At 72.0% G+C, this 11,061-nt stretch carries 13 protein-coding genes, 1 tRNA gene and 1 pseudogene; 6 read left to right on the top strand and 9 right to left on the bottom strand.

Annotation, left to right across the window (positions count from 1 at the left end; all coding sequences use genetic code 11):
* The first annotated feature begins 19 nt into the window (after window positions 1-19).
* The 4 genes from AB3388_RS05375 (at window position 20) to AB3388_RS05360 (ending at window position 4,154) form a co-directional block, all read left to right on the top strand.
* Entirely contained in the window at window positions 20-901 is an 882-nt protein-coding gene (locus tag AB3388_RS05375; protein WP_495409724.1) for a sugar phosphate isomerase/epimerase family protein, read from the top strand.
* A complete protein-coding gene (locus AB3388_RS05370) occupies window positions 888-1,562 on the top strand; it encodes a nucleoside/nucleotide kinase family protein (protein WP_495409723.1) in 675 nt (224 codons plus the stop codon). The genes AB3388_RS05375 and AB3388_RS05370 overlap by 14 nt, the downstream gene beginning before the upstream one ends.
* Before the next feature lie 68 nt (window positions 1,563-1,630).
* Entirely contained in the window at window positions 1,631-3,067 is a 1,437-nt protein-coding gene (locus AB3388_RS05365; protein WP_495409722.1) for a family 43 glycosylhydrolase, read from the top strand.
* 322 nt (window positions 3,068-3,389) lie between these two features.
* Window positions 3,390-4,154: an esterase/lipase family protein gene (locus AB3388_RS05360; protein ID WP_495409721.1), complete on the top strand. Its 765-nt coding sequence runs from the start codon at window positions 3,390-3,392 to the stop codon at window positions 4,152-4,154.
* A gap of 5 nt (window positions 4,155-4,159) precedes the next feature.
* Here the strand turns inward: AB3388_RS05360 and AB3388_RS05355 are convergent.
* A pseudogene (locus AB3388_RS05355) lies at window positions 4,160-4,246 on the bottom strand (IS5/IS1182 family transposase); the annotation flags it as partial.
* Here AB3388_RS05355 and AB3388_RS05350 point away from each other — a divergent pair.
* Both AB3388_RS05350 and AB3388_RS05345 read left to right on the top strand, forming a co-directional pair.
* The gene (locus AB3388_RS05350; protein WP_495411491.1) at window positions 4,217-4,495 is read left to right on the top strand and encodes a hypothetical protein; all 279 of its coding nucleotides are present in this window, start codon (window positions 4,217-4,219) and stop codon (window positions 4,493-4,495) included. The pseudogene AB3388_RS05355 and the gene AB3388_RS05350 overlap by 30 nt on opposite strands.
* 705 nt (window positions 4,496-5,200) lie before the next feature.
* Entirely contained in the window at window positions 5,201-5,557 is a 357-nt protein-coding gene (locus AB3388_RS05345) for a tyrosine-type recombinase/integrase (RefSeq protein ID WP_495411439.1), read from the top strand.
* Window positions 5,558-5,704: 147 nt separating this feature from the next.
* Here the strand turns inward: AB3388_RS05345 and AB3388_RS05340 are convergent.
* The 8 genes from AB3388_RS05340 to AB3388_RS05305 form a co-directional block, all read right to left on the bottom strand.
* Window positions 5,705-5,777: transfer RNA gene (locus tag AB3388_RS05340), tRNA-Ala, on the bottom strand.
* A 112-nt stretch (window positions 5,778-5,889) separates the two neighbouring features.
* On the bottom strand, window positions 5,890-6,300 hold the full coding sequence (locus tag AB3388_RS05335) for a VOC family protein (RefSeq protein ID WP_495409720.1): 411 nt from the start codon (window positions 6,298-6,300) through the stop codon (window positions 5,890-5,892).
* A 20-nt stretch (window positions 6,301-6,320) separates the two neighbouring features.
* A complete protein-coding gene (locus tag AB3388_RS05330; protein WP_495409719.1) occupies window positions 6,321-6,734 on the bottom strand; it encodes a helix-turn-helix domain-containing protein in 414 nt (137 codons plus the stop codon).
* Window positions 6,735-6,752: 18 nt separating this feature from the next.
* The gene (locus AB3388_RS05325) at window positions 6,753-7,490 is read right to left on the bottom strand and encodes a M23 family metallopeptidase (protein ID WP_495409718.1); all 738 of its coding nucleotides are present in this window, start codon (window positions 7,488-7,490) and stop codon (window positions 6,753-6,755) included.
* A gap of 167 nt (window positions 7,491-7,657) precedes the next feature.
* On the bottom strand, window positions 7,658-8,575 hold the full coding sequence (locus tag AB3388_RS05320) for a nucleoside hydrolase (RefSeq protein WP_495409717.1): 918 nt from the start codon (window positions 8,573-8,575) through the stop codon (window positions 7,658-7,660).
* A 43-nt stretch (window positions 8,576-8,618) separates the two neighbouring features.
* Window positions 8,619-9,674 (bottom strand): hypothetical protein, encoded by a 1,056-nt coding sequence (locus AB3388_RS05315; RefSeq protein WP_495409716.1) that lies wholly within the window; start codon window positions 9,672-9,674, stop codon window positions 8,619-8,621.
* Window positions 9,671-10,342 carry an SCO family protein gene (locus AB3388_RS05310; RefSeq protein ID WP_495409715.1) on the bottom strand — a complete coding sequence of 224 codons (672 nt, stop codon included), beginning with the start codon at window positions 10,340-10,342 and terminating at the stop codon, window positions 9,671-9,673. The genes AB3388_RS05315 and AB3388_RS05310 overlap by 4 nt, the downstream gene beginning before the upstream one ends.
* Window positions 10,339-11,055 (bottom strand): YcnI family protein, encoded by a 717-nt coding sequence (locus AB3388_RS05305; protein WP_495409714.1) that lies wholly within the window; start codon window positions 11,053-11,055, stop codon window positions 10,339-10,341. Before AB3388_RS05305 ends, AB3388_RS05310 begins: the two co-directional genes overlap by 4 nt.
* Window positions 11,056-11,061: the final 6 nt, after the last annotated feature.

The raw sequence follows: 11,061 nt of genomic DNA, 5'->3' as shown, positions 1-11,061 counted from the left end.
CGAGAACGAGGACTTCCTGATGCCCACCACCCCCCGCAACCCCCTCGGAGTGCACGCGCTCGTCTGGGTGGGTGACACGTCGGACGCCGCCGTCGACACCGCCGTCTCCAAGACCGCCGCCACCGGGTTCGACATCCTCGAGCTCTCGCTGCACGACCTCGACCACCTCGACGTCCCCCGGGCCGCGGCCGCCCTCAAGGCGGCCGGCCTTGAGGTGGTCTGCTCTCGCGGCCTGGCCTTCGACGCCGACGTCTCCAGCGACGACCCCGAGGTCGTGGAGCGCGGCGCGCAACTGCTGCGGAAGTCCCTGGAGGCGACGGCCGGACTCGGCGGCCGCATCTTCACCGGCGCGCTCTACAGCGCGCTCGGCAAGTACGGCCAGCCGGTGACCGCGCGGGGCCGGGCGAACGCCGCCCGCGTCATCAAGGAGCTCGCGGTGGAGGCCAAGGGCCACGGCGTCACTCTCGGCATCGAAATCTGCAACCGGTACGAGACGAACGTCGTCAACACCACCGAGCAGGCGCTGGCGCTCATCGACGACATCGGTGAGGACAACGTCATGGTCCACCTCGACACCTACCACATGAACATCGAGGAGGACGACATGGTCCGCCCGGTGCTCCTGGCCGGGGACCGGCTCGGCTACGTGCACATCGGGGAGAACCACCGCGGCTTCCTCGGCTCCGGACACATCGACTTCACCGGGTTCGTCCACGCGCTCGCGGAGGTGGGTTACACCGGCCCGCTGACGTTCGAGTCGTTCTCCTCCGCCGTGGTGGCCCCCGGTCTGTCGGCCAACCTGGCCGTGTGGCGGGACCTGTGGGAGGACGGCGAGCAGCTGGCGCGGCACGCGCACACGTACCTCTCCACGCTGCTCGAGGTCAGCGGTGTCCGTCGCTGAGCACGAGCCGGCGGATCAGGGGCAGCAGCGGCTCCGCACCGACGACGTCGACGCGTTGATCGCCCGGATCGAGGGCCTGCTCGCCGGCCGCGAGCGAGTGCTGCTCGGCATCTGCGGAGCGCCAGGCGCTGGCAAGTCGACGCTCGCCGCCTCGCTGGGCGCCGCGCTCGGCGCCCGCGGGATCCCGGTCGCCTGGGTGCCGATGGACGGCTTCCACCTCGCGGACATCGAGCTGGACCGCCTCGACCGCCGGGACCGCAAGGGCGCGATAGACACCTTCGACGGCCACGGCTACCTGGCCCTGCTGCGCCGGATCGCCGTCGAGACGGGAAACACCGTTTACGCGCCGACCTTCGAGCGTGACATCGAGCAGCCGATCGCGGGCGCCATCGCCGTCGAGCCGGGAACCCGCGTGGTCCTGACCGAGGGCAACTACCTGCTCGACGCGTCCGCCCCGTGGGACGACGTTCGCGCGGCGCTCACCGAGGTCTGGTTCTGCGAGGTGCCCGAGCTCGTCCGGCGGAAGCGGCTCGTCGCCCGGCACGTCGAGTTCGGCAAGACCCCGGACCACGCCCGGCAGTGGGTCGACCAGATCGACCAACCAAACGCCGACCGCATCGAGGCCACCCGCCCGCTGGCCGACGTCGTCATCCGCGCCTGAGCGCCGCACCGACCCGAACCACCACCGTCACCCGCAAGTGTGACGGCACTGAGCAGACTGGAGAGATCGTGCCCTTCTTCCGACGGCCCCGTGGCGCCGCTGCGGCGGGGGATGCCATCCCGTTCGCCCACGACGGGACGATGCACCTGTTCTACCTGTCCTCCCCGCACGGGCCGCTGGACTACCCCGAGAGGGTCCGTACGACGTGGCAGCACGCCGTCTCCGACGACCTCCAGGAGTGGCGGGAGCTCGCGCCGGCGGTTGCGCCGGGCCCCGAGGGCAGCTACGACGCCGGCGGCATCTGGACCGGGTCCGTCGTTGAGAAGGACGGCACCTTCTACCTCTTCTACACCGCGCACGACCCCGGCTCGGCGAACCCGCAGACGATCTGCCTCGCCACCAGCCAGGACCTGGTGACGTTCGAGAAGCACCCCGGCAACCCGCTGGTGCTTCCGACCGCCGGCTTCGAGCAGATCGACTGGCGCGACCCCTACGTCTTCTTCAACGAGGCGGAGGGGACGTGGTGGATGCTCATCGCCGCCCGGCGCAACGATGGGCCGCGGTGGACCCGCGGGTGCATCGTGCTGGCCACCTCCGACGACCTCGTCACCTGGCAGGTCGAGGAGGAACCCTTCTACGACCCGGGCGACACCTTCTGCCCCGAGTGCCCGGAACTGTGGGAGCACGAAAGTCGCTGGTACCTCGTGTACTCCCGGTTCTCCGAGAAGGTCTCGACGATGTTCCGGGTGGCCGACTCGCCGCGCGGGCCGTTCCGCATCCCCACCCGTGACGAGTTCGGCGGTCGCCGTTGGTACGCGGCGAAGTCGGCCCCGTGGCAGGGTGCCCGCGCCTTCTTCGGCTGGGTGCACGACGTCGTCGATCATCCCGACGGTGGTCGCCGGTGGCAGTGGGGCGGCGACTTCACCCTCCCCCGGATCGTCACGCCGGTGAAGACGGAGGCCGGGCCGGTGTTCTCGGTCCGCTGCGCCGTCGCGCCGGAGGTCGGTTCGCCGGTCGGCGCGCTGGACGAACGTGAGGTAGGCGCCGTGGGCGGGCACGGCACCGCGCAGGTGTCCAGCGTCCTGCCGCGGCGGGCCCTGATCGACGTGACCTTCGCGGCGGACGACGCCGCGGCCGTCGGGGTCGACCTGCTGCAGGCATCGACCGACGCCTCGGTGCGGCTGACGCTGGACCTCGCCCAGCGGCGAGCGGCATTGACACTCGAGCCGCAGCCACTCGACGACTTCTGGGCCGACCTCACCGGGCGCAGCTCCCAATACCGCGAGGTCGACGGACCCGTGCTCGCCTCGGCGGCCCTCCTGCCCGGGCGGGACAGCGCACCGTACCGGGTCCGGGCGGTGCTCGACGGTGAGATCCTCGAGGTCTACATCGACGACGACGTAGCGCTCACCCACCGCATTCGCCGGGCCGGCGACGAGCGTGTGCACGTGTTCGTCCTGGACGGCGTGGCGCAAGTCTCCGGGCAGGTCGCTGAGATGGTCTGACGGGAGAGCGCCGACGGGACCGGCGCTGACGACAAGGCCGACGTCGCCGTCGTCAGCGCCGGCCGCCACCAGCGTCGTCATCAACATCGGCGACAGCGGCCACGGGGCGATGCTCTGCAACGAATGCGAGACGACGAGGCACTAACCAGTGAGCTGGATTTCCGGCAGGGGTACGGGCGGTCTCCGGATGCTGGACACGGCCCAGGTTGGCGATCACCCCAGAGGAACCGCGTGCCTTCCCAAAGACTTCTCCCCATGCCGAGGCGGGCCGGCTGTGGACGGCCCCCAGGTGGGCACGTTCCGCGCCATGGATGCTGTCCGGGTGCCTGCCGTCAAGCGCTACCCCTCACGAGCCTCGCTGCTCAGCGAGCCGCCGCGGGCGGGTCTGGACCTCGCCGCCCTGGCGGCTGCCTGGCCGTTGCTCGCGGCTGCCCGCCGCGGTGACGGCCACCCGGTGCTGGTGCTGCCGGGGCTGATGACCGGCGACCCCGCCACCATCGTGCTCCGGACCGCGCTGCGCGCCCTGGGCCACAACGTGTCCGGCTGGAGGCTGGGCATCAACCGGGGCCCGACGGGTCGCGTCGTCGACACGTTGCGCGCCCGACTCCAGCGGTTGCACCGAACCTCGGGACGGCGGGTCAGCCTGGTCGGCTGGAGTCTCGGCGGGCTCTACGCGCAGGAACTGGCCAGAGCCGCGCCGGGCAGCGTCCGCGGACTGGTCACCCTCGGCACGCCGGTGGTGCGATCGGCGCCCTGGGTCCGCACCGCCTCGGGGATCGTCGACGGCGGCACCCGCCTGCTCCGCGCGGCGGCAGCGCTGCCTCGGCCCTGGGCCGAGCGCGGCTCCCTGCGCGTGCCCGCGACGTCGGTCTACACCCGGGCCGACGGCATCGTGCACTGGTCGTCATGTCGGTACGAGCTCCGCTCTCGGCGGGAGAACGTAGAGGTACACGGCAGCCACCTCGGCCTTGCCTACAACCCGGCAGTTCTCTGGCTGCTGGCCGACCGGCTGGCGATGGCCGAGGGCGCCTGGACACCGTTCCGCCCCCCGCCCGCACTGAGCCTGCTCTTCCCCCGCCGCCGATGACCCGGGCAGACCCGCGACCAGTCCAGCTGCCCCTGCTGGCCGAGCCGGTCGAGCATGGCCCGGTGCAACCGCTCGAAGACGCCGGTATCAGCCGGTGCCATGCCTCGCAGCGCATACAGCTGCGCGACGACACACGGGAACAGCCGTGCAGTCGAAGACAATCGCCACCCGGCCAAGTCGCGAGCCGACAGTTCGGCCGAGCCGCCGTCGAGGAGCTGGAGGGCGTCCACCTCGGCCAAGTGGTCCACGGCCTGCCCGACGCCGAGCAGCAACAAGCCGCCCCCGACGCTCTTGAGTCGACCAGCTTCGACAGGCTCCAGGTCGAGAACGGCAGCCCGTGATCGCCGGGACGCGCCGCCGTCTTCTTCATCCACTGCAGCTCAGCCAGGGTGAGCTTCGGAGGCCGCCCGCCGGCGTACTCCGGACGCGGTGAGTTAAGTCCGTCGGCGTTGATGTCGTGGATCACGTCGCGCACCCGCGGTGACGTAGTAGGTGGTCACCTGTCTGTGGCAGCACCGAACCGCTACAGCCCGAAGGCCCCAAGCGAGACTCAGCCTGGTCCTGCGGGAGGTCGAGTTTGCGATGGCGACCTGGACCCGGCCCAGCTGGAGTGGTTGCGAGAGAAACAGCGCGATCTACCCAGAAGGAGACGATGATGGCGGACGCTCCAAATATCCAGGTGGGTTCAGACACAAGGGCCAAGTCACAAGAAGAGGCTCTGAGAGATGCGCAATTCGCAATCACCGAGAGAGGCCTCCAAGTAGCCTTTACATCCGGTCCTCACATTGCAGGCGCCGGCATGCTCAACGGCGCAGGTGTTGCGGTGCTGGTCACCTGCGTATCGGTGGGCCAAAGGACATTCATCGAGGTAGTGGCTGCGAGCCTGGACTCCGTTGCAGCAGAAGAAGCCCGCAACAGGGTTCGAACCATCACGATGGGTGCGCCGAGCTGAAGAGTTCAAGCGCAATCAACCTGTTCCACGTCACCTTTCAGGAGATCCTTCGTAGGTTGACGTGGAACGTACTCGGTCCCGGCACTCCTGACGTCTGACCTCGGATTCCTCCGCAGTCCTGCGGCGCCGATACCATTCAGCGCCAGCAGTCCGACGTGCAGTCGCCAGACGTCCAGCATCATCACCCCCACGAACGGGCACAGTCGGTTCGCTCTGGCAGGAGAACGACCTGGTCTTCGTGCAGGTGAACGGGCGACCGATCGAGCGGAAGTCAGACTGGAAGGCCTGGAAGAGGCTCCTGGCCGAGGCGGGCGTGCGCGAGGTCCTACTGCACGACGGCCGGCACACCGCGGCGACGCTGCTGCTGGCCGAGGGCGTCCACCCGCGGGGCGTCATGGAGGTGCTCGGCCACGCACAGATCCGAACGACCAGGACGCCTACAGCCATGTGATGCCGGCCCTCGGCCGGGACGCGGCGCACCGGATGGGACGAGCACTGTGGGACTGAGCTGGCACTAGATCGGCTTCAGTGGCCACCACGGTGGCACCAGAACGACTCAGGCCGTCCCTCCGGAGGAGGAACGGCCTGATCAGAGGGGTGGAGCTGAGGGGACTCGAACCCCTGACCCCCACACTGCCAGTGTGGTGCGCTACCAGCTGCGCCACAGCCCCTTACGACCCGGTCTGGTGCGTCCGAGCCGTTGGCAACTGTACAGGGCCGCGGCGGCGGACCGGCGGCAGGGGTGGGTGCGCCGCGTCACGCGTTCCACCCCTGCCGTGACGGTCAGCCCTGCTTCATCTGGGCGATCCGGATGTGATTGCCGAACGGGTCGCGCAGGCCGAAGTCGATGCCGTAGGGCTGGTCGACCGGCTCCTCGGCGATGTCCACGCCCTTCTCCTTCAGCTCCGCGTACGTCTTGTGCGCGTCGTCGCAGCGGAAGAAGAGGTGGCCACCGGTCGAGCCCTTGCTGAGCAGTTCGCGGACCTGGGCGGCGGTGTCCTGGCTCATGGACGGCGGCCCGGGGACCTCGAGAAGGATTCCCCGGTCGTCGCCGGGGACCTGCACGGTGAGCCAGCGCATGAAGCCGAGGTCGACGTCCTCACGGACCTCCATGCCGAGCTTGCCGACGTAGAAGTCCAGCGCCTGGTCCTGGTCGGTGACGTAGATCTGCGAGGTGCCGAGTGAGTTCAACATGCGGGGAACGCTAGAAGCCCTCACTGACCTGGGGCTTCTCCAAAACTGCTCGGTCTGGTCCAGGCCATCGCGAAGCACGACGGGACGGGCGGCAGCGGCCCGCGCAGCCGGTAGGCGCTCGGCGGCTCGCCGACGATGTCGCGGAACACCCGGCTGAACGTGCCGAGGCTGGCGAACCCGACGTCCATGCAGATGTCGGTGACGCTCTTGTCGGTCGACCGCAGCAGCCACATCGCCCGCTCCACCCGGCGCCGCTGCAGGTAGCGGTTCGGCGTCTCCCCGAACGCGGCCCGGAACTGGCGGATGAAGTGCGCCTCCGAGACGTGCGCGATCCGTGCCAGCGTGGGGACGTCGAGCGGCTCGGCGTACGCCCGGTCCATCGCGTCGCGGGCGCGCAGCAGCCGCCGGTTGTTCTCCTCCGACGCCCGACTCACGGCGGCGATCAGATCAGATCAGACCTCGACGCCGCGGGCGTGCAGCCACGGGATCGGGTCGATCCGCTTGCCGTCGATGCCGCCCTGGTGCACCTCGAAGTGCAGGTGCGGGCCCGTGGACTGGCCGCGGTTGCCGAGCAGCGCGATCTCGTCGCCGGCCTGCACGTACTGCCCGGCCTCGACCAGGATCTTGTCCATGTGGCCGTAGACGGTGACGTCCCCGTTCTCGTGGAGGATGTAGACCGCGAGGCCGAAGCCGCTGGCCGCGCCGGCCTTGAGCACCACGCCGTCCATCGCCGCGTACTCCGGCGTGTGCATCGGCGCGGCCAGGTCGATCCCGTAGTGGAAGGTGCCCCAGCGGGCGGTGAACGTGCTGCTCAGCCGCGCGCCCTTGATCGGCAGCACCGCCTTGGGCCGTGCGGCCTCGCGGGCGGCGGCCTCGGCCTCCGCGCGCGCGGCGCGGGACGCGGCGACCTCCTCCAGCCGGGCCTGCGCCTCGGCCTCGGTGATCGAGGCCATCGGCATGAGCTCGACGTCCTCGTCGCTGGTCGCGAGCATGTCCTGGGCGGCGAGCACGGACGTCGACTCCGCGGCGGCCTCCGACGTGCCCTGGAAGCTGATGACCCCGGCGCCGAGCCCGCCCGCGACCAGCGCGGCGAGCAGCAGCATGGGACGGCGCCGGTGACCGGAGGACCGCTTCCTGGAATGCCGTGCCGGCCGCTCGAGGAGGTCGGCGTCGTCGTTCCGCGCGCTCATGCACCTGCCCGTCTCGGGGGAAGCGGCCCGGTTCTCGGGCCCGATTCGGTGATGCAGATACAAACACCGCGTGACCTTTTCGTGACCCCCCGTGCGGCGTGTCCGACCCGGACACGCCGTGTGAACCGTCTCACGAATCACACCGGTGTCATCACCGTGCGAAATTGTCAGCCCGCCACCGCCCGCTCCACGGCGGCGAACCACGCGGCGGTGAACGCGGCGCCGTCGACGTCGGTGACCACCTCGACGCGACGCTCCCGCCGATCAGCGCCCCAGTGCAGGACGCCGTCCTCGACCCACGCATGCAGGCGCTCGGTGCGGGTGCGCACGCCGTCCCAGCCGGCCGCGACCGCGCAGGCGACCGGGTCGAAGTGGAAGTTCACGAGGTCGTCCGGCAGCCCGGGGTGGGCGCGCCCCAGCTCGGCGTAGCCCGCCTCGTCGCGCCGGGCCTCGCTCTGGCGGGCCAGCAGCTCCCCCACCGGGCCCAGCGCGCGCAGCCGCGACAGATCGCGCCCGGTGAGCGGCGCGGCCAGCGTCGCCGGCAGGGGCACCAGCGTGAGCCGGCCCGCGGCTGCGGCCACGACCTCGGCGGCCCGGGTGTCCCACTGCACGTTCCAGTCCCGCTCCGGTCCCCAGGCGGGGAACCCGGACGCGGGCGGATCCACCCAGCCGCCCATCACCACGAGGTCCGCGGCGGCCAGCGCGCCCGGCCGCAGCAGCTCGAGCGCCGCGAGGTTGGTCAGCGGCCCGATCGCGGCGATCCGCACCCCGTCGGCCACGGTGCGCTCGAGCACGTCCAGCGCCGCGCCGGCCGGTGCGGGGCGGGGCGGGGCCGGCGGGAAGAGCGCCTCGTCCGGCTCGGCGAGCTGCCGGGTGGTCAGCGACATCGCCGCGCCCGCCGTCACCGGGACGTCGGCGCGGCCGAGGAGATCCAGCAGCGCGGCGACGCAGCCGGCCCGCCGCCCGCCCGGGTCGATCGTCGTGGTGATGCCGGTGAGCTCCACGCCCGGCCAACCGAGCAGCATGGTCAGCGCGCAGGCGTCGTCCGGGTCCCCGCCGAGGTCGGTGTCGAGGTGCAGCCGCATGCCGCCACCTTGGGGCCAAAATGGCCATTTTGGCCCCCAGGGCTCAGGCGGGGAGGACGGCGTCCTCGCGGGCGGCCGGGCGGACCGGATCGCGGAACCGCCGCGCGGCACCGATGCCGCCGACCACCAGACCCGCGCCCAGCGCGATGAGCACCGCGACCGCCGCCCGCGCCGGCCACTGCGGCCCGTTGGAGAGCACGTGCGCGCTCCACAGCACGTCGACGTCCGGCAGGCCCTCGATCAGCAGCAGCCAGCCGAGCAGCAGCGCCATCAGCCCGGTCATCACGCCGCGCCCGCGCACCGCCGCCCGCATGCCCAGCGCGGCGACCAGCAGCACCATGGCCGCCGGCAGCAGCGCCGAGACGATCGCGCCGACGTGCGAGCCGAGCGAGGCCGGCGGCGCCGGAGTGGCCAGCGCGTGCCACAGGGCGGCGACCGCGCCGACGGCGAGCAGCGCCCCCAGCGGCCGCGGCGAGCGGGCCAGCAGCCCGGCGAGCGCACCGGCCAGCGCCAGGACGGCGTAGACGGGCCAGACCACCCACGGCGACGGCGGCGGGCTCCAGGTCAGCTCCCCGGCGACCGTCACCTCCTGCCCGCCGTAGAACATCGGGATCTCCCACTGGAACACCCGGTGGGTGCGCGTGGGGTCGGCGGCCACCGTCGGCGGCAGCTGCCCCTGGCTCATCCAGTGCGTGCGGTGGTCGTGCCAGACGTAGGACGACTCGGTGGAGACCTGCTGCCAGTCCGGCTGGGCGGCGGGGTCGGCGTCGGCCGGCAGGGTGACCCGCCCGAAGCGGTCCAGGTTGATCCAGGTCGCCGGGCTGTGCGCGTTGCGCCAGACGCCGTCCGGACCGATGCGCAGGTACGGCTCGTCCGAGTAGCCCGGCACGAGCACCTCGGTGTTGCTCGCGTTGACCAGCTCGAACTCGTCGCCGAACTGCAGCACCCGCACCGCGACCCCGGGCATGGCCGGGGTCACCGCGAGCACCCGCCCGTCGAAGTCGCTGCCCGCGGTCCCGCCGCCGACGTGCGCCTGCGCGGGCCCGGCCACCAGCAGCGCCGCGATCGCCGCGAGGACGACGACCAGCACCCGTCTCACGAGCCGGCCACCGTCGCGAGGTCCTCGGCGATGTCGCGCGGGGTGTTGCCCGCGTCGAAGGCCACGTGCGCCTCGTCGTCCGCGCCGTAGAGCAGCAGCAGCGACGAGTGCACCTGGCCGTTCTCCTCGGCCAGCGGCACGCCGGCCGACAGCTGCGCCTGGTCGATCGCCGCCTGGTCGCCGGTCAGCCCGATGAACGAGGTCGGCAGGTCGGCGTCGAACCGGTGCAGGTACTCACCCAGCACGGCCGGCGTGTCGCGGGCCGGGTCCGTCGTCACGAAGACCACCTGGACCTGCGCCGCCGTCGCCGGGTCCATGCCGCGCAGCGCGACGGCGATGTCGGCCATCGTCGTCGGGCAGACGTCGGGGCAGTTGGTGTAGCCGAAGAACAGCAGCGTCGGGCGGCCGCTGGTGGCGGTGGTGAAGTCGTAGGCGGCGCCGCTCGCGTCGGTCAGCGTGAACGTGGGCCGCTGGTAGGGCGGGTCCAGGTCGATGCCCGCGTACGCGCCCCGGGGCCCGGACACCTCGGCCGGCGCGGAGCCGTGCTCGTGCGCCGCCCCGGCCTGCGACACCGCGGTGCCCCCGGAGTCGCCGGACCCGCCGCAGCCGGCCAGCAGGAGCCCTGCCGCGAGCACGACGGCCAGCCGGCCGCGGAGGGGGAAGGTCACGAGGACACGGTACGTCGGCGCGCGGTCCACCCCAGGACGACGCCGGCGCCACCGACGAACAGCGCGAGGATCGCGAGGAAGAGCGCCAGGCCGGCCGGCTCGTTCGCCGTCCCTCCGCCGTGGCCGGAGTCCGCGGCGGCGCCCGTGTCGCCGCTCGCGGCGTCCGACGCGGCGGCCAGCGTCAGCACCGGCGCCGGGCGCTCCGGCTCGGGCTGGCCCGCGACGGTGGGCTCGATCCACGCCGACTCGGTGCCGTCGCTGTAGGTCTGCACCGCGCTGAAGCTCACCGAGTCGACGTCGGGGAACTGGCCGAGCGAGAGCGCGAACTCCTGGAACTGGCCCGGCGCGATGCCCGCCCCCGGGTCCGCGGCGAAGTCGACCACCGACACCGCCTCGGTGATCTCGTCGCCGTCCTCCCCGGTCACCGGCGGGTCCAGCTGCGTCCGGGTGAGCGTCGCCGTCCACCCCTGCACCGGCTGGTAGCTCACGAAGGCGAACGGGGTGTCCGTGGGCAGCTGGATCCGCAGCCGCACGGTGCTCGCCGTGTCGCTCTCGTTGGGGACGCGGAAGACGACCTTGCCGAACCCCCCGGCCGCGGCGTCCGGCGAGGACACCGTCACGTGCGCCGAGGCGACGCCGATGCCGAGGGTGAGCAGGCCGGTCAGCGCGGCCAGGACGATGCCGAGCCGGGTGGCCGGGCGGGGCAGGGACACAGCTCT

It is taken from the genome of Geodermatophilus sp. SMS 5-13, from assembly GCF_059428245.1.
The sequence above is the reverse complement of the archived record's forward strand: the minus strand, read 5'-3'. Positions and strand labels throughout refer to the sequence as shown.